Origin of the sequence: Paenibacillus sp. FSL P4-0127, from assembly GCF_038007325.1 — a bacterium.
Taxonomy (GTDB): domain Bacteria; phylum Bacillota; class Bacilli; order Paenibacillales; family Paenibacillaceae; genus Fontibacillus; species Fontibacillus macerans.
In genome coordinates this window covers 2,561,489-2,585,011 of the sequence record NZ_JBBOWY010000001.1, presented here as the reverse complement: position 1 = coordinate 2,585,011, position 23,523 = coordinate 2,561,489, and the positions used below count along the sequence as shown (strand labels likewise).

Here is a 23,523-nt window from a genome sequence, read left to right as displayed (position 1 = left end):
CACTCAATAATATAATTAAAAAAAATTAACCCAAGATCTTTAAAAACTGCTGGACCGTCGTACGAATATAAATTTCTCTTGTCTCTGCGTTCCGGGTAAACCGGTCATACAGCAGGAAATACATGACCATGGCCGTTTGGATGTTTCTTACCGCCAAACGCAGTTCTTCTTCATCCATGGCGGTACGGTCTTTTAACAGAAAATACAGCGGTTTGAGCCCCTCTTCAATCAGGCTGACAAGATATTCCCGGATTTGCGGTTTGCGCTGCGCCTCTCCGAAGAACATTACGATCAGGTCGGTCTTCTCATTCAGCCTGTGCAGGAGTTGTCCGAAGTATTTCGTTAGCAGCGATTCGAGCGGCACATCGGAATCCGCCTGAGCGGCGGTGTCTCTTAGGTCCGGGATCAGCGAATGTTTGTCGACGACAGCCCACAGCAGCTCTTCCTTCGATTTGAAATAGTGATAAATCAACCCGTCCGTAGTTCCCGCTTCCTTGGCTATATCCTTCGTCGTGCTTGCATCGAAGCCTTTTGCGGAAAAAACTTTTAAAGCGGAATCAATTAATCTGTTTTTCGTTTCCAGACCTTTTTGCTGCCGTAAATTGAGTTTTTCCATTCGTTTCACCACTTCATTTCGCTTAATGATTACTCAGTAAGTTTAAATCAAATGCTTTTGCTCGTCAATCGAGTAGGAGAGGGTGACTAACCCCCGTCCTCTCACACCACCGTACATGCGGGTCCGCATACGGCGGTTCCAAAAGGTTAACAAAGCTCCAGGTAACGAGAAAGCAAACTCTTCAGCCCTTTCACTTCCCAGTAGGAAGTCGGAAGGGCGTTATTTGTGTTTCGAGACATTTCCCATGCACCCCGGCGGGAGTTTGCCATAACATAGCAGGCCCATTCTGGGACTCCGAGTGCCCGAAGTTCACGAATTCGGGTGCGTACCCGCTTCCATTGTTTCCATAGGCACATTCGAAGTCTTCTTCGAATCCACTGGTCGAATCTTTCACAGTGGCTCTTCGCCGATGCGATTCGGAAATATCCAATCCATCCCATGAGGTAACGGTTCAGTCTAGATATACGTTCCTCCATGGAGACTGATTGGGTACGGTTTGTCAACTCCCGGATCTTCTCTTTAAATCGAGAGATTGTCTTGGGAGCCAATCGAATCGTCGCCTGTTTATTCGACAGGAAACTAAAGCCAAGAAACTTCCGGTTCCATGGCCTGTCCACTGCACTTTTGTCCCGATTCACTTTCAGTTTCAACTTTCCTTCCACAAATCGTGTGACCGATTCCATGACTCGTTCACCTGCTCGCCTGCTCGCTACAAAGATGTTGCAGTCGTCCGCGTAACGAACAAACCGCAGCCCCCTCTTTGTCAGTTCTTTATCCAAATCATCGAGTAAGATGTTTGCCAGAAGCGGACTTAGCGGACCGCCTTGCGGAGTTCCCTCGTCCGTCTTCTGGCAGATGCCACCTTCCATCATTCCGGCTTCCAAGTAGGCCCGAATCAGCTTCAAGACTCGCTTGTCTGTCACTCTCCTTGCCACTCTTGCCATGAGAATGTCGTGGTTCACCCGGTCAAAGAACTTTTCCAAATCCATATCTACGACCCATCGCAGACCGCTTTGGATATATCGCTGGGCTTGCTTCACGGCATCGTGTGCTCTCTTCCCCGGTCTAAAGCCGTAGCTGTACCAAGAGAAGGGGGCATCGAAAATCGGGTTCATCACTTGCAGAAGTGCTTGTTGGAGGAAGCGGTCCATCACGGTCGGGATACCGAGCAGCCTTACACCGCCTCCGGGTTTGGGGATTTTCACCCGTCTGACAGGTATCGGTCTGTACGTTCCCGTTAGGAGTTCATCTTTCACCGTTTCCCAGCGTGTGTTCAGGTAAGCCTGTAGCCCCGCTACCGTTACTCGGTCTACACCGGGGGCACCTCCGTTTTGTACCACTCGCTTATAGGCGAGCCTGAGGTTCTCCCCTTCGAGCATTCGCTCCAACAAGTCGTTACTTGCCTCGTGAGAGGAAGGATCGATTTGTGCCGATGAAGAACTCGGCGCTCCAACATACCCTGACGGCTTCACCGCTTCTCTTTGTTGGCAGCTCCCTTTTGGGATATTCGGCTGTCTTTGCTCTTCACGCGAACGCATCGGTTTCCTCTCTCCTTTCGGTTCGGCCCTTCCGCTTTCCGGCGTCCCGTACTTGCGTACTATGGCCTCTGCTGACTCCTGCGGGTTCAGCGCAGCCTCTCGGTTGCGGTTACGAAGTGACTTCGCATTTTTTTTTTCTCCCGCAGGCCTCCCCAGATAAGAACGTCATCTTTCCGCCCACGACCACTGGAGTTTACAGGAGTGATCCTTGGCGGCTTTGGATTTCGCTGTGTTATGGCAGCTCATCCGGTTCATCCTGCCTCAAATCCAGTTTGTGTACCTTGGCCCGTGCTTTTGCCTCCGGCTTCCTTCAGATTCCACCTCGCGATGGACACCCTTGCCCTTGGCTAGCGGTAGGCGCTCGCCAGCCCCCGCTCGGGACTTTCACCCTATAGATGACGCCCATGCTGGGCGTACATAAAAAAAGCTGCGGCTAGCGAAGCTTCGCACGCAGCTTTTGCAGCCCGTCGGGCCAGGGATCTTCAACTTCCACGGTCTCTCCCGTGAGCGGATCGGGAAAGGCCAGGCGTTCCCCGTGCAGCGCCTGGTTCGGCAACCGTGCCGTGCTTCCTCCATAAAGCGCGTCGCCGATAAGCGGATGGCCTGCGGCGCTCAGGTGAACGCGGATTTGATGCGTTCGTCCCGTCTCCAGCGTAAGCCGGACCAGACTGGCGCCATGAGCCGGATACACCTCGACGAGTTCCACCCGGGTCAGCGCCGGCTTGCCGGTTGGGGAAACCCGGCGCCGCTGATTGTGGTGGCGGTCCCGGCCGATCGGCTGATCGATCACCTGTAGCTCGGGGCTGACGATGCCGTGGACGAAAGCGATATACGTCCGCCCGATCACCTTGCGGCTCATCGCCTCGTCCAGTTTGAGCTGGGCGTATTCGTTTTTGGCGAACAGCACCGGCCCGGACGTGAAATCGTCCAGGCGGTGGATATGCGCGGCCGCCACCGCTTCTCCGCGGCCAGCGTACAGCGCGGCGACCATATTGGCTAATGTGGCTCGCGGGGCCCCCGGCTTCGCAGCCGCGCCAGCTCCGCTGCCGTCCGGATGGACCTTGACCCCGGCCGGCTTATGTACGACGAGGCTAAAATCGTCCTCGTACAAAACCGCAAGCTGCTCAGCTTCCGCTTCTAGCGGAGCGAATCCGGACTCTCTTGGCGGAAATACCCGCAAGCGCAGCCGATCCCCGGCCAGCTTGACGCCGCCTTCGGCCTGCAGCCGCCGCAGCAGCTTGGGGGGAGCGCCGTAGCTCCCCTCAAGCCAGGCGAGGGCGGCGGTAAGCCGGTCCTGCCCCTCGGCTGGCACCAGCTTGCCAGGCATCAGCTCCAGCCACTCGCCCCGGCGCACGGCGGAAATCCGCGCGTTCACAGCTTTTGCAGCGCGCGGCGGTGCGCTTCGATCGTCAGCTCGATATCCTCGTCGGTATGCACGCCGGATACGAACATGCCTTCGAACTGCGAAGGCGCCACATTGATCCCTTCCTCCACCAGCGCGGCGAAATAACGGCGGAACAGATCGAGGTCGCTGCTTCTCGCCGTTTCATAGTTCACCACTTGCCGGTCCGTGAAAAACGGGCACACCATCGAGCCCACGCGATTGATCGTGCACGGAATGCCGCGCTCCTTGGCGTTTCGCTCGAATCCGTCCGCCAGCTTGGCGGAAAGCCGCTCCAGCCGCTCGTACACCTCCGGCGTCAGCAGCGACAGCGTCGTGTAGCCGGCGGCCATCGCCAGCGGGTTGCCGCTCAGCGTGCCGGCCTGATAAATCGGTCCCGTCGGGGCGATTTGCTCCATGAATTCGCGTTTGCCGCCGTAGGCGCCGACCGGCAGACCGCCCCCGATCACCTTGCCGAGGCAGGTCAAATCCGGCGTAACGCCAAAACGCCCTTGGGCGCAGTTCATATGGACGCGGAAACCCGTCATGACCTCGTCAAAAATCAGCAGGCTGCCGTACTGGCTCGTGATTTTACGCAGTCCTTCCAGGAAGCCGGGCTGCGGCGGTACAACGCCCATGTTGCCGGCAACCGGCTCCACGATCACCCCGGCGATTTCTTCGCCAAAACGCTCGAAAGCCAGCTTCACCGATGCCAGGTCGTTATAGGGCACCGCAATCGTGTTCGCGGCAACGCCTTCCGGCACGCCGGGGCTGTCCGGCAAGCCAAGCGTGGCTACGCCCGAGCCCGCCTTGATCAGCAGGCTGTCGGCATGGCCGTGATAGGAGCCTTCGAACTTCATGATTTTGCTGCGTCCGGTATAGCCGCGAGCCAGCCGGATCGCGCTCATCGTCGCTTCCGTTCCCGAATTGACCATGCGCACGACGTCGATCGAAGGCACGCGTTCCGCGACCAGTCTCGCCATCTCCGTTTCCAGCAGCGTAGGCGCCCCAAAGCTCGTCCCTTTCGCCGCCGTCTCCTGCAGCGCTTTAACGACCTCCGGGTGTGCGTGCCCCATAATCAGCGGGCCCCAGGAGCCCACATAGTCGATAAAGCTGTTTCCGTCGATATCGTACACGCGGGAGCCGATCCCGCGGTCGATGTACATCGGCGTCAAGCCGACCGATTTAAACGCCCGCACAGGGCTGTTTACGCCGCCGGGCAGCACCTTTTTCGCCTCTTCAAAAGCCTGCCGGGAACGCTCTTCGCCCCGCCGTCCGATCGTGTGATTCATGCCGAATCCCCTCCTATGGATCTTATCTTCCTAACCAACAACCATCCTGATTAACATCCGGTTAACGTTTCTCGCGCAGCCACCGCGCCATGTCTTTGGCAAAATAAGTGATAATGATGTCCGCGCCGGCGCGTTTCATCCCAAGCAGCATTTCCGTGACGATCGCGCGTTCGTCGATCCAGCCTTTTTGCGCGGCCGCTTTCACCATCGAATATTCGCCGCTGACGTTGTAGGCCACCAGCGGCAGATCAAACTCGTCCCGCAGCATGCGCAAAACGTCCATAAACGCCAGCGCCGGTTTGACCATCAGCATATCCGCACCTTCCAGCACGTCTGATTCCGCCTCGCGCAGCGCTTCCCGCGCATTGGCCGGATCCATTTGATACGTTTTGCGGTCGCCGAACTGCGGCGCGGAATCGGCCGCTTCCCGGAACGGCCCGTAAAAAGCCGAAGCGTATTTGACGGAATACGACATGATCGGCACATGGGTGAAGCCCGCTTCATCGAGCCCCGTGCGGATCGCCTGCACGAAGCCGTCCATCATGTTGGACGGAGCGATGATGTCCGCGCCCGCCTTCGCCTGCGAAACCGCCGTCTTCACGAGCAGCTCCAGCGACTCGTCATTCAACACGTCCCCGCATACATGCCCATCCCGTTCATAAGTGTGCACCATTCCGCAGTGGCCGTGATCGGTAAATTCGCAAAGGCAGGTATCGGCGACGACGAGCAGATCGGGGTAACGTTTTTTGATCACCCGCGTAGCCTCCTGCACGATGCCGTTATCGACAAATGCGGATGTGCCCACGGCGTCCTTCGTTTCCGGAATGCCGAACAGCAGCACCGCCGGAATGCCCAGGTCGACGATTTCCTTTACTTCCTCATCCAACGTATCCAGCGAAAAATGAAACACACCGGGCATAGAAGGAATCTCGTTTTTCACGCCGCTGCCGTACGTCACAAAAATCGGCTGAATAAAGTCGTCCACCGTCAGCACCGTCTCGCGCACCATTCCGCGAATGGCGGCCGATTGCCGCAAACGGCGATGTCTTACAAATGGGTAGTTCATCGCATTAACCTCCTGTATTAAAATGGGAGCCTATCCCGTCAGTGCATTAAAAGCTGGATTTGAACAAAAGAATCGGCCGGTCTTTGAACCTAGCCCGGACCGGAGCGCCGTTTTTCTGCGGAATCTTAAGAACTGGAGCGCTCCACAAAACGATTCTAACGGTTGCCACAAACGCTATTTGTTCCAGAAACGTTGATTTCAAACTCTAACGGTTGCCACAGTGCTTATTTCACTTAAAACCGGCTATTTTGGCCCAGATTAAGGCAAATAACGTCGCTCACAACCGTTAGATTTCCGGCAGGCCCAGTTCTGGCTCGAAAACCTGAACTTTTAAGTCCGATCTGCCACCGCACCAGCCATCGAGCGCATACGGCCCGATCAATCACCAGACTGGCTGGACTGGCTGTTTTCACATGCTCCCTGATCATTCACCTTACTGGCCGATTACCGGTACGCTCCCTGATCATCCACCTTACTAGTAGAATGATCCGGAAATAATATGGCTTATCTACGGACAGGGGCCATGAATCACTTCGTTCTATATTAGACTTGTGCTCAGTATCGTCCCCATAAAATAGAGGAACTTTAGGGTCTTATATTCCGAATTTAAGCCTATTCATCACCATAGGGGAACTTTTGGGTCTTATTCTTCGATGAGCAGGTCGAAAGGCGGCCTTTCGCTACTAAATCGTGAAAATAGCGCCATAAAATTCCTCTATATCACGCAACATGGAGGATATCGCTGAAATAGCGCCCTTTTTTTCCTCTATGCTGTCACCCGAGATCTTTAATAGACTAATTTTGCCGTTTTCTCAAGTCTTCACTTGCCATCATGCTAACGTTATTTCCAGAATCGTCTACTAACCGTTAACCGCACGCTTCTTGATCATCCACCTTACTGACGATTACCACATGTTCCCCGATCCTCCGCCATCATAACCGACCGATCGCTTCGTGCCGGCCGCTAGACCGAGGCGCCCCGCTCTTTCCAATCGCAAAGGGCCTCGATCAGGCTGGGGATCGTCGCCTCCTTGGCCAGGATCGACACGCGCAGCCCCGCTTCCTCCGCCGTGCGCGCGGTGACCGGCCCGATGCAGGCGATTTCCGCGCCCCGCAGCGCCGCCACCGGATCGGCTACGCCCATGCCCGACAGCGCGGCCAAAAGATGGGTCACCGTCGAGGAGCTGGTGAAGGTCACGGCATGGATCCGGCCCTTCTCCAGCAGCTTGATGAGCTCTTCATCCTTTTCGCCGGCCGGAACCGTCTCATACATGACCGCCTCGGTGACGGCCAGCCCTTGATCGCGCAGCGCCTCCGGCAGCCACGCCCGGGCAAGATCCCCGCGCGGCAGCAGTACGCTTTGGCCGGGCACAAGCTCCGGGCCGTACGCTTCCAACAGGCCTTCGGCTTGAAACCGGCCCGGCAGCTCCTCGGCGGCAATGCCGCGCTCGCGCAGCGCCGCCAGCGTAGCCGGCCCTACGGCCGCAATGCGCGCCTTATGCAGCGCGCGAATGTCTTTTCCCAGTCTCTCCAGGTGCTTGAAGAAATAGTCGACGCCGTTCACGCTGGTAAAAAACGCCCAATCGTACGTCTCCAGGCGGCTTAAAGCCTCGTCCGTACGGACCAGCACAGCGCCGCTCGGCATCGAGATCTCGATGACCGGGAACTCGTACGGCTCGCCGCCCAATTCCTCGATGCCGCGGACGAGATCGCTCGCCTGGGAGCGGGAGCGCGTCACTAATATCCGCTTGCCGAACAAAGGCATGGCCTCCGCCCACATGAGCTGCTCGCGCTGATTCACCACCTCGCCGACGACAGTGACCGCCGGCGGCTTAAAGCCGGCGTCAAGCACCTTTTGCTCGATGTCGGCCAGCGTCCCGGTCAGCGTCTCCTGCTCCGCCCGGGTTCCCCAGCGCACCAGCGCCACCGGCGTCTCCGGGGGCCGGCCGTGGGCGATCAGCTGCTTGCTGATATAGCCGATATTCGCCACGCCCATCATAAACACGAGCGTGCCCGTTGCGTTCGTCACCTTTTCCCAGTTGATGGACAAGTCCAGCTTATCCGGGCTTTCATGGCCGGTGATGATCGATACGGAGGAGGCCAAATCGCGGTGGGTAACCGGGATGCCGGCATAAGCCGGAACGGATATCGCCGCGGTGATGCCCGGTACGATTTCATAAGTAATCCCGTGCTTGCGCAGCAGTTCGGCCTCCTCGCCCCCCCGCCCGAAAACGGTAGGGTCCCCGCCCTTCAGACGCACCACGGTTTTCCCCGCAAGCGCCAAATCGACCAACAGCCGGCTAATATCCTCCTGTTTCATCGTATGCCGGTCGGTCCGCTTGCCAACGTAAATTTTCTCGGCTCCCGGCTTCGCTTTTCTCAAAAGGCTTGGATTGGCCAGGCGGTCATATACGATAACATCGCCCTTTTTGATGCAATCCAGCCCCTTTAGTGTAATCAACCGCGCATCCCCCGGGCCGGCGCCGACCAAATATACTCTCCCCGTCATGTCCATTCACTCCTCGGCTTCCTTAAGTAACGCGTCCGCCCCTTGGGCCAGCAGCAGCCCGGCAATTCGCTCGCCCAAGGCCACCGGATCTTCCCCTACGGCGCTCTCCTTCAAAATAACCTGGCCGTCCGCCGAGCCGACCATGCCGGTCAGCCTGATCCGCGGAGCGCGGCCGGAGCCTGCCTCGCCGCCGCCCGCGCCGCCTTCTTCCGGCGCTTGTCCGCCCGCCCGCTCCAAAGTCGCGTAAGCGCCGATCGGCACCTGGCAGCCGCCGTTCAGCACGGCGAGAAAACGGCGCTCCGCCGCCACGGTAAGCGCGGTGTCCGGGTCGTTGTACAAGGATAACAGCTCCCGCAGCTCGGCATCGTTTTCCCGGCATTCGATCCCAAGCGCGCCCTGGCCGACCGCCGGCAAACAAACGTCAGCGGACAGGTAAGCCGTGACCCGGTTCTCCCAGCCCATCCGCTGCAGGCCCGCCGCCGCCAAAATAATCGCGTCGAACCCCTCCTCTTCAAGCTTGCGCAGGCGGGAATCGATATTTCCCCGGACCGGCTCGAGCACGAGATCCGGGCGGTAGGCCAGCAGCTGGCTGGAGCGGCGCAAGCTGCTCGTGCCGACGCGCGCGCCTTGCGGCAGCTCGTGCAAGTGAAGACCGCTGCGGGAGATAAGCGCGTCCCGCGGGTCCTTCCGCAGCGGCACTCCCCCGTTGATCAATCCTTCCGGGAGCACGGACGGCATATCTTTCATGCTGTGAACCGCCATATCGATTTCCCCGTCCAGCATCGCCTGTTCGATCTCCTTGACGAACAGCCCCTTGCCGCCGATTTTCGACAGGGTCACATCCAGGATGCGGTCGCCTTTGGTGACGATTTTTTTGACCTCAAACTCAAACGGAAGTCCATGCGCCCGGCACAGTTCCTTCAAATCATCGATCACCTGTTCCGTTTGCGTTAATGCCAGCTGGCTTTGTCTTGTCCCTACCACAATCGTACGCTTCGTCATTCGCTATTCCTCCGTTGTTCTTCTTCGATCCAGGCGGCGATCTCCGCTTCGCTCCACGGCGTGAAGCCGCCTTGCCGGATCGACGGCAAAATATCCAGCTCGCCCAGCCTGGCCAGCAGCCGTTTGCGCCGCTCTTTATCTTCAACCTGCTGCTTGACCCGAGTCCGGACCAAGCTTAGAAATTCGACATATCGTTCATATGTATCGCCAAAACGCCGGTCGATCTCGCGGCATAATTCCCGGGCCGCCGCAGGTCCCGCTCCCGAAGTGGACACCCCGATCACCAGCTTCCCGCGGCGGACGACGCTGGGGGTGATAAAACTTCCCCGCGCTCCGTCGGCGGTATCGTTTACCGGAATCCCGAGCATTTCCGCCTCCTTCACGATACTATCGTTCACCTGCCGGGAATCGGTAGCGGCAAACACGAGAAACGCCCCTTTCAGGTCCCCTTCCCGGTACTCGCGCGCCAACCAAGCGACCTCTCCTTCCCGAATGCGGTCCTGAAGCCAGGCCGTCACGCCGGGGCTAATCACCGTAACGACCGCGCCGGCCTCCGTCAAAGCGGCCGCTTTGCGCGTGGCGACAGTCCCCCCGCCGACGATCACGCAGCGGCGGCCTTCCAAATTCAACATAACGGGCATATAATGGGGCATCGTTTTATCCACTCCCGGACATTTGGTTCATCACGTTAATAGCATACCCTACCCTGCCGTATTTTGCCATTGCCAGCCTAAAAACCGAGCTTCTCCGCACAAGAAAAAGCCCCGCGCCCCCGCTTCTTTTCGAATTCCAGCCATGCAATTCGAAAAACCAAGCAGAGGGCTCAGGGCATTCCCGAGGGCCGTTTCTCTCCCTTATGCAAATGTTAAACCGGCACCTTCGCCAAAGGAAGTTCGGCTTCGCGCACAATAGGCGCTTCGGTCGGCGCGGCATCTTCGTTTTCAAGGGAGGCGGCGCTTTCCTCTCCCGACGGCGCGGCGCGGCCGCGCCCGCTTCCAGATGCTTCTCAAGCGCAAAGATCTGCGTAAACATCTCCAGCGCTTCGGCCCCCTGTTTCCCGCCGGCCATTTCCTTGATCCGGTTGATCGGATCATGCATCATCTGGTTCAGGATGCTTTTGGTCAGCCGCCGGATCACCTTGCGCTGGCGCTCATCCAGCTCAGGCAGCTTATTAAACATACTGTCCAGCGTGCTTTCATGAATATGGGCGGCCTTTTCCTGCAGGGCGCGGATCACCGGTTTGACGCCAAGCGTTTGCAGCCAGTTCGCAAACACCTGCATTTCCTCTTCGATCATCTTATCGATTTTCACCGCTTCGGCCCGGCGCATCTCCAAGTTGTTCTCCACGATACCCTCCAGATCGTCGATATCATACAAAAACACGTTCTCAAGCTCGCCGATCTCCGGCTCGATATCCCGCGGCACCGCGATATCGATCATAAAGAGAGGACGGTCCGGGCGCCGCTTCATGCTGCGCGCGACCTGCGCCGACGTGATCACGTATCCTTCCGCTCCGGTCGAGCTGATCAGAATATCCACGTCCGCCAGCCGCTCCATCGCTTCCTGCATCGTGCACGGCGTGCCGTCAAACTTGGCGGCGAGCTCCTGGGCGCGGGCATAGGTCCGGTTGGCGACGATAACTTCGTCCGCTCCGCCCCCGCTTAAGTGCTTCGCGGTCAGCTCGCTCATTTTGCCGGCGCCGAGGATCAGCACCCGCTTGCCGCTAAAGCTGCCGAAGATCCGTTTGCCCAGTTCCACCGCCGCATAGCTGATGGAAACGGCGCTTTCGCCGATGGCGGTTTCCGAATGGGCGCGTTTCCCGAGCGTCACGGCTTGCTTAAACAGCATGTTGAACCAGGTCCCCGTCCCCTTCTCGCGCTGCGACAGCAAAAACGCGCTTTTAACCTGGCCAAGGATCTGCGTTTCGCCCAGCACCATCGAATCCAGGCCGCAGGCGACCCGGAACAGATGGCGTACGGCTTGTTCATCCTCATACATATATAAATGGCGGGTAAATTCTTCGCGCGGAACCCCAAACCAGCGTTCCATAAAGCTGCGGATAAAATACCCGCACATGTGCAGTCGATCGACCACCACATAAATTTCCGTCCGATTGCAGGTCGCGATAATAACGCCTTCCAATACACTTTTGGTGCGTAAGAGCTCCTGCAGCGCTTGCGGCATGTCTTTCTCCGCGAAGGAGAAGCGTTCTCTGACTTCCACAGGCGCCGTACGATAGTTTAACCCGACTACGACAATGTGCATTGCAAGTTCACCTGCCTTCTTTTTGATGTTCAATCACCAACCGTAAACAAACTATGTTAATTATATCACAGAGGACGTCCATAACTCGTTCATTTCCGTGAGTTTTTTATGAATTATTTATGAAGTCGGCGATAACAAAACAAATAACCATGGAATTGTTCCATGGTTATCTTATTTTTCCCATATTTCCAAAATCTATGATGGATTACGCAAATTCCGCTTTTTTGGCAGGCGAATCTTCGACTTCCAGTTCGCCCAGCCCGCGAACCAGCTGCTTTGCGTAAATTTTCTCCGGTTGCAAAACGGACACCAGGTAATCGACGGCCAACCCGGGCTCCACCATTTCTCCGCAAGTGTAGCAATCGATGGCGGCAAACCCTCTCTCAGGATACGTATGGATCGAGAGATGGCTCTCCGACAGCATCACAAGCACCGTAGCGCCTTGTGGTTCGAACTGTCTCGATTGTATGGACAGCACCGTGGCTCCGCAAGCTTCGGCGGCTTCCACCAAATGAGCTTCGAGGAGATCCGCGTTGTTCAGTACATCGAAGTCGACTCCCCAAACATCAGCAGCAACGTGTCTTCCGAAAGTTGAATGTTCCATCTTCCGGTTCCCCCTTCCTAGGAATAAAATGTTTGGAAAAATTTCATCCGCTAGGACCTACGTCATTCACTTCCCGAGGGAAAAATCTCTCGCAACATCTCCATGTCCTGAGTGAATCCTGGTTCCTATATTCTTTTCAACGAGATTAAAAATAACATCTCCCGGGGACAATTGCAACCTTTTTTTAAAAAAAGCGCCGCGCTCCCTCCTCCCCGCCCTTACCTGAGAAAAAGCTACCCATTAATCCGGGTAGCTTTCCCTAGTACTTTATGCCGTTTTCAGATCAAGGGTGACTTGCCGCCGCACCGGCGAATCGAAAAAATTCAAGCCTCCAGCACAAACAATCTCCGGGAGCAGTCCCGCAATTCCGCGTCGATCCGCTCCACTTCCCCCGCGTCCTGCGCGATAAAGCGGGCATCCAGCAAAGCGTTGATATTCCTGCGGATTCGGTCGATCTCGATCTCCGCCTCATTGCTGCGATAGATGCGCGCCAGCTCTCCCGCCGTATCCTTGAGTTCAAAAACAAGCTTGTAGGAATCCCGGGAATATTCGACGATTTTGCGAACTCGGCCTTCCTGATAATAATACATCATCATGAATCCATTATAAATTCTCGTTACCATACCGCTGCCTTTGAAAGCCGCGAACAGCAGTCTCATCACGTTCGTGAGATGGGGTTGTTCCAAGCGGAAAGACAATTCACAGACGTAATATCCGTCTTTACGGTCAAAAGGCAGATGCACTTCCTCCCCGCCGTCATCCTCCAGCACCACCTCTTGCCCGCCGTTTTCGAGCACCTTCACCCGCTGGCGCACATGAGGATCGTACACTTTGTGAATAAACTGCGACATCTGAACTTCCGACAAACGCAAACTGGCGTTAACATACTCTGTGGCTAACCGCTGAGCCATAAAAATCTCCTCAATTCTTTTACAATCGCTTTATCATAATTATACACTACGATCAAAAGGGTTTGCTCAGCGGCCAAAACGTGAATTCACGCCATTTTTCAGAAAAAACCGGATTCAGCCGTTTTTAACCGTAAAAATCCCGCTTCATGCTCACTTTCCTGCGGAAACTGCTTCAAATCCCTTCCATATCCGTTGATTTGTTTATCAGCCCCCACAGCTCATCTTTCCCGGTGCCTTCCTCCGAAGAGAACAGGATGACGGGATCGCCCGCCCGCAGGACCAGCGCTTCCTTAATGATTTTCAGATGCTTCGGCCAGCGCGTTTTCGGCACCTTGTCCGCTTTGGTGGCCACAACGCAAACCGGGAGCTCGTACGCCTTCAGCCAATCGTACATCAGCTCGTCGTCCTTGGAAGGCGGATGCCTCATATCGACGATCAGGAGAACGAGTTTCAGCGTTTCCCGCTCCATTAAATACTTTTCGATCATTTTGCCCCAGGCTTCACGCTGCGATTTCGATACTTTGGCGTAGCCGTAACCGGGGACGTCCACGAAATAGAGCCCGTCGTTGATCCGATAGTAATTCAAATGCTGCGTTTTTCCGGGAGTCGAACTTGTGCGGGCCAAATTTTTACGTCCGATCATGCGGTTGATCAGCGATGATTTGCCGACATTGGAACGCCCTGCCAGAGCGATTTCCGGCAAGGCGTCGTCGGGATATTGGTTTGGACCCACGGCACTGATCACAAATTCTGCTTTTGTCACTTTCATCGTTCCAAATCCTCTCTACAAGCGCGGTGATAAGCTGTGGATTAAATCTATAACCCAGGATCTCAACCCAGCATCTTTAATCTTAAGCCGCGTTAATGCACTTCGGGATGCTCCACAAGGGCGTGCTCAAGCACTTGATCCATGTGGGACACCGGCACGAACTCTACCTCTTCCTTGACGCTTTCGGGGATATCCCGCAGATCGCGCTCATTGTCTTTGGGAAGCAGGATTTTCCGGTAGCCGGCCCGGTGGGCGGCCAGCGATTTCTCCTTCAGCCCCCCGATCGGCAGCACGCGGCCGCGCAGCGTAATTTCTCCGGTCATGGCCACGTCCTTAGAGACATGACGGTTCGTCAGCGCGGAAATGAGCGCCGTGGCGATCGTAATCCCGGCCGACGGGCCGTCTTTGGGGATCGCGCCTTCGGGAATATGGATATGGATATCGTTTTTCTCGTGAAAATCCAGCGGGATGCCGAGCTCCGCCGCTTTGGAGCGGGTATAGCTGAACGCGGCCTGCGCCGACTCCTTCATAACGTCGCCCAGCTTGCCGGTCAAGGTCAGCTTGCCGCTGCCCGGAACGACCGTGACTTCGATCATCAGCGTTTCCCCGCCGACCTCCGTCCAGGCCAGCCCGGTGACCGTGCCGATCTGATCCTCCAGTTCGGCGACGCCGTAACGGTATTTCGGCACGCCCAAATAATCTTTGATATCGTCGGGTCCGATCGCGATCTTCTCCTTGCCCTCGGACACGATTTGCTTGGCCGCTTTGCGGCACAGCGCCGCGACCTGCTGCTCGAGACCCCGCACCCCCGATTCGCGCGTGTATTCGCGGATCGTCTTAAGCAGCGCATCCTCCCCGATTTCCAGCTGTTCGGCCGCAAGGCCGTGCTCTTTCTTCTGCTTCGGCAGCAGGTAGCGGGTGGCGATCTGCAGCTTCTCCAGCTCCGTATACCCCGGTATGAACAGCGTTTCCATCCGGTCGAGCAGCGGGCGCGGAATATTGTGCACCGCGTTGGCCGTCGTAATAAACATCACGTTCGACAAGTCGAACGGCACCTCGATAAAATGATCGCTGAACGTGTTGTTCTGCTCGGGATCAAGCACTTCCAGCAGCGCCGCGGAAGGATCGCCGCGAAAATCGGAGGCCATCTTGTCGATCTCGTCCAGCAGGAACACCGGATTCAGCGTCCCCGCCGACTTCATGCCCTGGATGATGCGTCCCGGCATGGCGCCGACATACGTGCGCCGGTGGCCGCGGATCTCCGCTTCGTCCCGCACGCCGCCGAGCGAAATGCGGACGAACTCACGCCCTAGCGAACGGGCGATCGAACGGGCCAGCGAGGTTTTGCCCACCCCGGGCGGCCCGACAAGGCAGAGGATGGGACCCTTAAGCTTTTTGACGAGCTTTTGCACGGCCAGATATTCCAGCACCCGCTCCTTCGGCTTATCCAGCCCGTAATGATCCTCGTTCAGCACCTGCTCGGCTTTGGCCAAGTCCAGGTCGTCTTCCGTTTTTTCATGCCACGGCAGGCTCAGCAGCCAATCGACGTAATTGCGGATTACGCCGCCCTCCGCCGAACTCGCGGGCATTTTCTCCAGCCGGTCGATTTCTTTCTCGGCCTTTTCCCTGACCTTTTCCGGAAGCCGCTTCTCCTCCATTTGCGCGCGCAGTTCCTCGGCCTCTCCGGCCCGGCCTTCTTTCTCGCCAAGCTCCTTTTGGATCGCTTTCATCTGCTCGCGCAAGTAGTATTCCTTCTGCGTCTTCTCCATCTGTTTCTTGACGCGTTGGCTGATCTTCCGTTCCAGTTCAAGCACTTCGCGTTCATTATTCAAAATGTCCAGCAGCTTCTCCAGCCGTTTCCGGACATCGATCGTTTCCAAAATTTCTTGCTTGTCCTTAATCTTCAAGGACAGGTGGCTGGTGATCACATCGGCGAGGCGCCCCGCCTCTTCGATATCCGATACCGCGGCGAGCGTCTCCGGCGTGACCTTCTTGGACAGATTGATATAATGTTCAAATTGGGTTAAAACCGTGCGCATCAGCGCGTCGATTTCCGGATCGACCGTTTCCTCCTCCGGACGCTCCTTGGCGATAACCTCGTAATATTCGTCATTATCCAGGTATTCGATAATTTCGGCGCGCTCCATTCCTTCCACCAACACTCGAATCGTGCCATTGGGCAGCTTCAGCATTTGGCGGACTTTCGCAACGGTCCCGATACGAAAAATATCTTCTTGCGTTGGTTCTTCAATGTTCACTTCGGACTGAGAACAGAGGAGAATCAGGTTATCTTCGACCATCGCTTTTTCCAGAGCTTTTACGGATTTCTCGCGGCCCACGTCCAAATGCAGAACCATGCTCGGGTAGACGAGAAGGCCCCGTAAGGGTAGCAAAGGAAAGCGCCGGCCTTTTGATTTATGCGGTCCCATCGCTTATGCACCTCCAAACGTTCTCGTTAGATATCATTGCTATTTTAGCAAATGTTACATAAAAACACCAACGAGGAGCGGCCGCTTAAGCAGCAGCCGCCCCCCGGAGCGCCATTCCCGGCAAGCCGCGGACGCGCGCCTACATCGTCCCGCCTTGCGACGGGGATTCCGCGTGCAAAAACGGCGCGGGCGCCGGAGTCGGGGCGAACAGCTCCCCGCCGGTCGAAAATCCCAAGTTTTTCTCGGCTTCCGGACCGAACACATGGCGGAACACCTCGGCCACCGTCTCGACGGGGATGACGCTTAGGCCTTCCAGCCCCTCGAACAGCGACTGCCAGTTGTCCTTCGGGATCAGTACGGTCGTCGCTCCCGCCTGGAACGCCGCTTCCACTTTGGCCACGACCCCGCCGACGGGCTTCACCTTGCCGTGGATTCCCAGCTCGCCGGTCATGGCGATCTGATGGTTCACCGGCACCCGCTTGATCGCCGAGGCGATGGCGGTGGCGATGGCGAGGCCCGCGGACGGTCCGTCGATCGGCGTTCCGCCCGGGAAATTAATATGAAGATCGTAATTGGAAGGGTGCAAGCCCATGCGCTGCAGAACGGTCAGCACGTTCTCCACCGATCCCTTGGCCATGCTCTTGCGCCGCAGCGTCCGGCTGCCCCCGCCGATTTCCTCTTCGTCCACCATACCGGTGATATTGTAGGTGCCCCTTCCTTTTTCCGCCGGTACCGCCGTCGCTTCGATTTCCAGCAGCGTTCCCATATTCGCGCCGTACACCGCCAGCCCGTTGACGACGCCAACTTCCGAACGCTCGGGGATTTTGCGGTCCGGCCGGGGCGCAAGCTGACTGCTGGTGGCCACCCACTCCAGATCCGAAGCGAGCAGGTGATCGCGTTTCTCCGTCAAGGCCAGCCCGGCGGCGAGCTGCACCATATTGACGGCTTCGCGGCCGTTGGTCGCGTACTTTTTAATGACATCCACGGCTTCGGGACAAGGCTGAAAGCCGATCCGCCCCACCGCGTCTTCGGCGATCCGGGCGATTTCCTCCGGCAGCAGCGGGCGGAAATAGATTTCCATGCAGCGCGAACGCAGGGCCGCCGGAATTTCCTGCGGCGATCTTGTCGTTGCCCCGACCAGCCGGAAATCCGCGGGCAGTCCGTTTTGAAAAATATCGTGAATATACGCCGGCGTATTCGTATCTTCGGAATTGTAATAAGCGCTCTCGAGATACACCTTGCGGTCCTCCAGCACTTTAAGCAGCTTGTTCATCTGGATGGAATGCAGTTCGCCGATCTCGTCGATGAACAAAATCCCGCCGTGCGCTTTCGTTACGGCCCCCGGTTTCGGCTGGGGGATGCCGGCGACGCCCATCGCTCCGGCCCCTTGATAAATCGGGTCGTGCACCGACCCGATCAACGGATCGGCGATGCCCCGCTCATCAAAGCGGGCGATCGTCGCGTCGATTTCCACGAATTTGGCGTCGCTCTTAAACGGGGACACCGGATTTTTTTTCGCCTCTTCCATCACGACGCGCGCTGCCGCGGTTTTGCCCACGCCCGGCGGCCCATAGATGATGACATGCTGCGGATTGGCGCTGCACAGCGCAGCTTTTAATGCCCGCAGTCCGTCCTTTTGCCCGACGATATCGTTCATCGTGGCCGGACGCGTCCGCTCCGCCAACGGCTTGGTGAGCGAAATGGCCCGCAGCTTGCGCAGCTTCTCCATCTCCTTCCGCGATTCCCGGTCCACCGCCACCCGGTTCCCTTTCTGGCTGCGCAGCTGATTCCAGAAATAGAGTCCGATCACGACGGCAAAAAACATTTGAACGGACATCAGGATGAGATTTAAATCCATAACGAACGCCTCCCTCACTTTTGACTGATACTTGGTAGTATAGCCTTTTCGCACCAAGGTAAAACGAGGTCTTTGCAGAGAGTTTGGAAAAAGGAAAAACTCCACTGAAAAATATAGAGGCAAAAAAGGCCGCTATTCCGGAGGTATCAGTCAATTTGAGAGAAATAGGGGAAGTTTATGCCGCTATTTTCCCCGTCGCAAGGAAAATGCCCAGGTTCTGAACCATTCTTAAGAAAATAAGTACAAAAAATTCCGCTAATGAGGATGAACATGCCAGGCTAAGGGTAATAAGAACATAAAGTTCCGCTATTATGAAGGTTGGCCAATAAGAAAAACGTAAGTTATACTTTCTGATATCCAAAAAAACCGCAAACCGCCTTATCATCGGCAGCTTGCGGGTGGATTGTTATGATTTCACGCGGGCACGGTGTTCTTTGCGTCCGGGAATTTCTCCGGTCGCTTCGTACACTTCCACGATATGATCGATTTCTTTCTTCAATTCGTTAAGCAGTTCGGCTTCCGGCACCTTGCGGATCATTTCGCCGTAACGAAACAAAAGGCCTTCGCCCCGGGCGCCGGCGATGCCGATGTCGGCTTCGCGCGCTTCGCCCGGTCCGTTGACGGCGCAGCCGAGCACGGATACCTTGATCGGAACCTTCAGATTGGCAATGTAGGCTTCCACTTCGTTGGCGATGGAAAACAGATCGATATCCAGCCGGCCGCAGGTCGGGCAGGACACCAATGTAGCCGCATTGGAAATCAGACCAAACGTTTTGAGCAGTTCGCGGGCGACCTTCACTTCCTCCACCGGATCGGCGCTCAGCGAGATGCGCAGCGTCGAGCCGATGCCCATCGACAGCAGCGCGCCGATGCCGGCCGCGCTCTTCACGGTTCCCGAGAACAGCGTTCCGGCTTCCGTGATCCCCAAATGCAGCGGATAAGGAATCACTTCCGCCGCTTTCGTATAAGCCGCGATCGCCATCGGGACGTCGGAGGCTTTAAGCGACACGATGATGTCGTGGAAGTCCAAGTCCTCCAGAATGCCGATATGGAACAAGGCGCTTTCCACCATCGCTTCCGGTGTCGGATAGCCGTATTTCTCCAGCAGGTGATTCTCCAACGACCCGGCGTTGACGCCGATCCGGATCGGGATCCCCCGCTCCTTGCAGGCCTTCACCACGGCCTCCACCTTCTCGCGGCGGCCGATATTGCCCGGATTGATCCGCACCTTGTCGATACCGTTCTCAATCGCCATAAGCGCCAGCTTGTAGTTGAAATGGATATCGGCGACGAGCGGGATGTGGATTTGCTTCTTGATTTCCTTGATCGCCGCAGCCGCTTCCTCATTATTCACCGTCACGCGCACCAGTTGGCAGCCCGCTTCTTCCAAACGGTGGATCTCGGCTACCGTAGCGGCCACATCCGCCGTTTTGGTCGTGCACATGCTTTGGATGATGACTTCGTTGCTGCCGCCGATCGTCAGGTTTCCGACTTTGACCGGCCGCGTATCTTGTCTCAAGAATGTCATTTCAGGTCTCTCCCAAACGATCAAAGCTCCACCCCTGCAAAGGGGCGCTCATAGAAGCGACCCTTAACGCAAAGGTGGAGAACCTTGACATCTATTTTGTCGCGCTATCCGGCCGCATCAGCCTTATGCGCTCTCTTCCTGCTTTTTGTTTTTCTTCTTGGCCAGTTCCGGGCTGGTTTTCTCCACAACGACTTTTTCGGTGATGACGCAGTCCGCAATATCGTCGCGGGACGGCACTTCGTACATCACGTCCAGCATAATGCCTTCGATGATGGCGCGAAGTCCGCGCGCGCCGGTATTGCGTTTGATCGCTTCGCGCGCAATCGCCTCAAGCGCTTTGGGCTCAAACGTCAAGTTGACGTTGTCGAGCTCAAGCAGCTTCTGGTACTGTTTGACCAGCGCGTTTTTCGGTTCGGACAAAATCCGTACAAGCGTTTTTTCATCCAGCGGCTCGAGCGTCGAGATGACCGGCAAACGCCCTACGAATTCCGGGATCAACCCGAATTTGAGCAAATCCTCCGGCAGCACCATCGACAAATATTCGCCCGGCTTCAATTCTTTTTGACCGTCGTTCATCGCGTTAAAGCCGATCACTTTTTTGCCGATCCGGCGTTTGATCATCTGCTCCAGGCCGTCAAACGCGCCGCCGCAAATGAACAAAATGTTCGTCGTATCGATTTGGATAAATTCCTGATGCGGATGCTTGCGTCCGCCTTGCGGAGGAACCGAAGCCACGGTGCCCTCCAAAATTTTCAGCAGCGCCTGCTGAACGCCTTCGCCGGAGACGTCGCGGGTAATGGACGGATTCTCCGATTTGCGCGCCACTTTATCGATTTCGTCGATATAAATGATGCCGCGTTCCGCTTTTTCCACATCATAATCGGCCGCTTGAATCAGCTTCAGCAAAATGTTCTCCACGTCTTCGCCGACGTATCCCGCTTCCGTCAGGGACGTCGCATCGGCGATCGCGAACGGAACGTTCAAAATTTTCGCCATCGTTTGCGCGAGCAGCGTTTTGCCGGAACCGGTCGGCCCGAGCAGCAGGATGTTGCTCTTTTGCAGCTCCACGTCTTCGATCTTGCTTTGCGTGTTGATCCGTTTGTAATGATTGTAAACCGCTACGGACAACGATTTCTTCGCTTGCTCCTGGCCGATGACATACTGGTCCAAAATATCGCGGATTTCCTTCGGTTTCGGGATTTCCTTGAGGTCCAGTTCCTCTTCGTGCCCGAGCTCCTCCTCCACGATCTCCGTGCACAGCTCGATGCATTCGTCGCATATATAAACGCCCGGTCCGGCTACAAGCTTGCGTACCTGCTCCTGCGATTTGCCGCAGAACGAGCATTTCAATTGTCCTTTTTCGTCATTGAATTTAAACATGTAAACACCCCTTTATGATTTAATGGGCTGATGTGATGACCTTGTCGATAATCCCGTAGTCCTTAGCCTCTTCCGCGCTCATGAAGAAGTCACGGTCTGTATCGCGCTCGATTTTCTCAAGGGGCTGACCCGTCCGCTCCACATAAATCTGGTTGAGCTTCTGTCTCGTCTTGATAATCCAGTCGGCATGAATTTTAATATCCGTCGCCTGACCGCGAACGCCTCCAAGCGGCTGATGAATCATGACTTCACTGTTGGGCAGGGCAAAACGTTTGCCAGGCGCCCCGGCCGTAAGGAGCAGCGATCCCATGCTCGCAGCCATTCCTACGCAGATCGTGGACACGTCAGGCTTGATGTATTGCATCGTATCATATATACCCATCCCGGCAGTGACAGAACCACCCGGCGAATTAATGTACAGGTGAATATCTTTCTCAGGGTCTTCGGCCGCCAAAAACAACAGTTGGGCAATCACGAGATTGGCAACTTCATCATCAATAGCGTTGCTGAGAAAAATGATGCGATCTTTAAGAAGTCTTGAATAGATGTCGTAAGATCGTTCTCCCCGATTCGTTTGTTCTACGACCATAGGTACCAGACTCATGCGACCAACCTCTTTTCTTTTTCAGATTCACTTTCGGTTTACAGAAACATTCTACCATGTTCAAAGCCTCATGTCATTTTTCACACGATACAGTTTATGTTGATTTCTACACATTATATAACCGCCGGCTTGTCCGGTGCCAATTGGAAATAAATGTATCGGTAAATGATGAAAAATTAAGGCACGCATTTGTATACGTGCCCTAACGTTTATCTTGATGTATCTCATGGGAGGCTTGTCTGTCTATAACCGAGAACGCCTCGCGGCGAGACTATTCCTCGTCCTTAGCCTCTTCCGCTTCTATTTTGTCGGCGTCAGCTTTCGATTCGGCCGCCTTCGTCGATTTTTTCGCCGTTTTCTTGGCTGCCGGTTTGCTTCCTTCTTTCGCTTTCGGCGCTTCCGCTTGATCGGCCGGAACTTCTTTGCTGTTCTCCAGCAGGAAATCGATCGTCTTGCGGATCAGAATTTCATCATTCAAGCTGTCCAGCGAACGATTGGCCGCCAAAATGTTGCGGATTTCTTCCGGCGTGCGTTTGTAAGCTTCGGCCATTTCCGCCAGCTCTTTATCAACGTCTTCTTCCGTCACTTTGATCTCTTCGGCTTTGGCGATTTGCTCCAGCACCAAATTGTTGCGAACGCGTTTTTGAGCGTCGTCTTTCATTTGCGCTCTCATATCGTCAACCGTTTGACCAGAGAAACTCAGGTACATCTCCAGATTCATGCCCTGGGAACGAAGACGGTTGTCGAAATCGCGCAACATGTTCTCCACTTCATTGTTAATCATCGCTTCCGGAATTTCCACTTCCGCACTTTCGCCGACTTTGTCGACGAGAGCCGCTTCACGGGCGCCCTTGGCTTCTTGTTCCTTGCGGGTTTGCAGCTGTTTCTTCAAGTCCTCTTTGAACTCGTCCAGCGTATCGAATTCGCTGACATCCTTCGCAAATTCATCGTCAAGCTCTGGGAGCTGTTTGCGTTTGATCTCATGGACTTTAACTTTAAATACAGCTTCCTTGCCGGCCAATTCTTCAGTATGGTAAGCTTCCGGGAAAGTCACGGTAATGTCCTTGAAATCGCCGGTAGCCATGCCCACGACTTGATCCTCGAAGCCAGGGATAAACGAATTGCTTCCAAGCTCCAGGGAATGACGCTCTGCCTGGCCGCCTTCAAACGGAACGCCGTCAACGAAACCCTCGAAGTCGATAACAGCGATATCGCCATTCTTCGCAGCTTCTTCGTCGATGACAATCAGTTCGGCATGGCGCTGTTGCAGACGCTCAAGCTCTTCGTTCAGCTCATCTTCGGTAACTTCCGCGTTGACCGAAGGTACTTCGACGCCTTTGTAATCGCCAAGCTTCACTTCCGGTTTAACCGTCACTTTCGCTTTAAACTTGAACGGCTGCCCTTTGGCAAACTGCTCAACGTCCACTTCCGGGCGATCCACCGGGAAAATCTCCGCTTGATCGACGGCTTCGCTGTATACTTCAGGAAGCAAAATGTCGATAGCGTCCTGATACAGACTTTCCACGCCGAAACGTGCTTCAAAGATCGGGCGAGGCACCTTGCCTTTACGGAAGCCAGGTACATTCGTTCTTTTCACCACTTTTTGAAACGCTTTATCGAGTGCGGCGGCTACACGTTCCGCTTCCACTTCGACCTCGAGAACGCCGAGGTTCTTCTCTATCTTTTCCCAGGTTGCTTTCATTTTATGCCTTCCCCTCCAAATTTCACAATATACTAAAATACTGAAACCGAATCGCGTATAAAACAGCTA

The 23,523-nt window shown here is 55.7% G+C and carries 17 protein-coding genes and 1 pseudogene; all 18 read right to left on the bottom strand.

The window, feature by feature from the left end:
• Positions 1-25 precede the first annotated feature (25 nt).
• Positions 26-616 (bottom strand): TetR/AcrR family transcriptional regulator, encoded by a 591-nt coding sequence (locus NYE74_RS11610; protein WP_155621236.1) that lies wholly within the window; start codon positions 614-616, stop codon positions 26-28.
• A 146-nt stretch (positions 617-762) separates the two neighbouring features.
• Entirely contained in the window at positions 763-2,154 is a 1,392-nt protein-coding gene (gene ltrA / locus NYE74_RS11605) for a group II intron reverse transcriptase/maturase (protein ID WP_036621729.1), read from the bottom strand.
• 433 nt (positions 2,155-2,587) lie between these two features.
• Positions 2,588-3,481 (bottom strand): RluA family pseudouridine synthase, encoded by an 894-nt coding sequence (locus tag NYE74_RS11600; RefSeq protein WP_155621245.1) that lies wholly within the window; start codon positions 3,479-3,481, stop codon positions 2,588-2,590.
• A 44-nt stretch (positions 3,482-3,525) separates the two neighbouring features.
• Positions 3,526-4,827 carry a glutamate-1-semialdehyde 2,1-aminomutase gene (gene hemL, locus NYE74_RS11595; protein ID WP_036620477.1) on the bottom strand — a complete coding sequence of 434 codons (1,302 nt, stop codon included), beginning with the start codon at positions 4,825-4,827 and terminating at the stop codon, positions 3,526-3,528.
• A gap of 61 nt (positions 4,828-4,888) precedes the next feature.
• Positions 4,889-5,893 (bottom strand): porphobilinogen synthase, encoded by a 1,005-nt coding sequence (gene hemB / locus NYE74_RS11590; protein WP_341004803.1) that lies wholly within the window; start codon positions 5,891-5,893, stop codon positions 4,889-4,891.
• 964 nt (positions 5,894-6,857) lie between these two features.
• Positions 6,858-8,402, bottom strand: coding sequence for a uroporphyrinogen-III C-methyltransferase (gene cobA, locus NYE74_RS11585; protein WP_341004802.1), 1,545 nt, complete (start codon positions 8,400-8,402; stop codon positions 6,858-6,860).
• Between the two features lie 6 nt (positions 8,403-8,408).
• Positions 8,409-9,404, bottom strand: a complete 996-nt coding sequence (gene hemC / locus NYE74_RS11580) for a hydroxymethylbilane synthase (protein WP_340929066.1) — start codon at positions 9,402-9,404, stop codon at positions 8,409-8,411.
• A complete protein-coding gene (locus NYE74_RS11575) occupies positions 9,401-10,057 on the bottom strand; it encodes a precorrin-2 dehydrogenase/sirohydrochlorin ferrochelatase family protein (RefSeq protein ID WP_340929069.1) in 657 nt (218 codons plus the stop codon). Before NYE74_RS11575 ends, hemC begins: the two co-directional genes overlap by 4 nt.
• 331 nt (positions 10,058-10,388) lie before the next feature.
• A pseudogene (hemA, locus tag NYE74_RS11570) lies at positions 10,389-11,669 on the bottom strand (glutamyl-tRNA reductase); the annotation flags it as partial.
• A 205-nt stretch (positions 11,670-11,874) separates the two neighbouring features.
• On the bottom strand, positions 11,875-12,273 hold the full coding sequence (gene speD / locus NYE74_RS11565) for an adenosylmethionine decarboxylase (protein ID WP_036620469.1): 399 nt from the start codon (positions 12,271-12,273) through the stop codon (positions 11,875-11,877).
• Between the two features lie 323 nt (positions 12,274-12,596).
• Entirely contained in the window at positions 12,597-13,184 is a 588-nt protein-coding gene (locus tag NYE74_RS11560; protein WP_328272059.1) for a non-ribosomal peptide synthetase module, read from the bottom strand.
• A gap of 172 nt (positions 13,185-13,356) precedes the next feature.
• Complete coding sequence (gene yihA / locus NYE74_RS11555) at positions 13,357-13,953, bottom strand: ribosome biogenesis GTP-binding protein YihA/YsxC (RefSeq protein WP_340929075.1); 597 nt, start codon at positions 13,951-13,953, stop codon at positions 13,357-13,359.
• A 92-nt stretch (positions 13,954-14,045) separates the two neighbouring features.
• Positions 14,046-16,382, bottom strand: coding sequence for an endopeptidase La (lon, locus tag NYE74_RS11550; protein ID WP_340929077.1), 2,337 nt, complete (start codon positions 16,380-16,382; stop codon positions 14,046-14,048).
• A gap of 139 nt (positions 16,383-16,521) precedes the next feature.
• Positions 16,522-18,240, bottom strand: a complete 1,719-nt coding sequence (gene lonB, locus NYE74_RS11545; protein WP_036620463.1) for an ATP-dependent protease LonB — start codon at positions 18,238-18,240, stop codon at positions 16,522-16,524.
• A gap of 406 nt (positions 18,241-18,646) precedes the next feature.
• A complete protein-coding gene (gene ispG, locus NYE74_RS11540) occupies positions 18,647-19,768 on the bottom strand; it encodes a flavodoxin-dependent (E)-4-hydroxy-3-methylbut-2-enyl-diphosphate synthase (RefSeq protein WP_326045534.1) in 1,122 nt (373 codons plus the stop codon).
• A 123-nt stretch (positions 19,769-19,891) separates the two neighbouring features.
• Positions 19,892-21,148, bottom strand: a complete 1,257-nt coding sequence (gene clpX / locus NYE74_RS11535; protein WP_328272063.1) for an ATP-dependent protease ATP-binding subunit ClpX — start codon at positions 21,146-21,148, stop codon at positions 19,892-19,894.
• Between the two features lie 19 nt (positions 21,149-21,167).
• Positions 21,168-21,752 carry an ATP-dependent Clp endopeptidase proteolytic subunit ClpP gene (gene clpP / locus NYE74_RS11530; protein ID WP_036620457.1) on the bottom strand — a complete coding sequence of 195 codons (585 nt, stop codon included), beginning with the start codon at positions 21,750-21,752 and terminating at the stop codon, positions 21,168-21,170.
• Positions 21,753-22,023: 271 nt separating this feature from the next.
• Positions 22,024-23,454, bottom strand: a complete 1,431-nt coding sequence (gene tig, locus NYE74_RS11525) for a trigger factor (protein ID WP_340929081.1) — start codon at positions 23,452-23,454, stop codon at positions 22,024-22,026.
• Positions 23,455-23,523: the final 69 nt, after the last annotated feature.

What these genes read in the sequence shown, in the direction of transcription:
- clpX (WP_328272063.1), bottom strand. Translation starts at nt 21,148, where the DNA reads ATGTTTAAATTCAATGACGAAAAAGGACAATTGAAATGCTCGTTCTGC.
- ltrA (WP_036621729.1), bottom strand. Translation starts at nt 2,154, where the DNA reads ATGCGTTCGCGTGAAGAGCAAAGACAGCCGAATATCCCAAAAGGGAGC.
- NYE74_RS11575 (WP_340929069.1), bottom strand. Translation starts at nt 10,057, where the DNA reads ATGCCCCATTATATGCCCGTTATGTTGAATTTGGAAGGCCGCCGCTGC.
- hemC (WP_340929066.1), bottom strand. Translation starts at nt 9,404, where the DNA reads ATGACGAAGCGTACGATTGTGGTAGGGACAAGACAAAGCCAGCTGGCA.
- yihA (WP_340929075.1), bottom strand. Translation starts at nt 13,953, where the DNA reads ATGAAAGTGACAAAAGCAGAATTTGTGATCAGTGCCGTGGGTCCAAAC.
- hemB (WP_341004803.1), bottom strand. Translation starts at nt 5,893, where the DNA reads ATGAACTACCCATTTGTAAGACATCGCCGTTTGCGGCAATCGGCCGCC.
- clpP (WP_036620457.1), bottom strand. Translation starts at nt 21,752, where the DNA reads ATGAGTCTGGTACCTATGGTCGTAGAACAAACGAATCGGGGAGAACGA.
- lon (WP_340929077.1), bottom strand. Translation starts at nt 16,382, where the DNA reads ATGGGACCGCATAAATCAAAAGGCCGGCGCTTTCCTTTGCTACCCTTA.
- hemL (WP_036620477.1), bottom strand. Translation starts at nt 4,827, where the DNA reads ATGAATCACACGATCGGACGGCGGGGCGAAGAGCGTTCCCGGCAGGCT.
- tig (WP_340929081.1), bottom strand. Translation starts at nt 23,454, where the DNA reads ATGAAAGCAACCTGGGAAAAGATAGAGAAGAACCTCGGCGTTCTCGAG.
- NYE74_RS11600 (WP_155621245.1), bottom strand. Translation starts at nt 3,481, where the DNA reads ATGCCTGGCAAGCTGGTGCCAGCCGAGGGGCAGGACCGGCTTACCGCC.
- lonB (WP_036620463.1), bottom strand. Translation starts at nt 18,240, where the DNA reads ATGGATTTAAATCTCATCCTGATGTCCGTTCAAATGTTTTTTGCCGTC.
- NYE74_RS11560 (WP_328272059.1), bottom strand. Translation starts at nt 13,184, where the DNA reads ATGGCTCAGCGGTTAGCCACAGAGTATGTTAACGCCAGTTTGCGTTTG.
- speD (WP_036620469.1), bottom strand. Translation starts at nt 12,273, where the DNA reads ATGGAACATTCAACTTTCGGAAGACACGTTGCTGCTGATGTTTGGGGA.
- NYE74_RS11610 (WP_155621236.1), bottom strand. Translation starts at nt 616, where the DNA reads ATGGAAAAACTCAATTTACGGCAGCAAAAAGGTCTGGAAACGAAAAAC.
- cobA (WP_341004802.1), bottom strand. Translation starts at nt 8,402, where the DNA reads ATGACGGGGAGAGTATATTTGGTCGGCGCCGGCCCGGGGGATGCGCGG.
- ispG (WP_326045534.1), bottom strand. Translation starts at nt 19,768, where the DNA reads ATGACATTCTTGAGACAAGATACGCGGCCGGTCAAAGTCGGAAACCTG.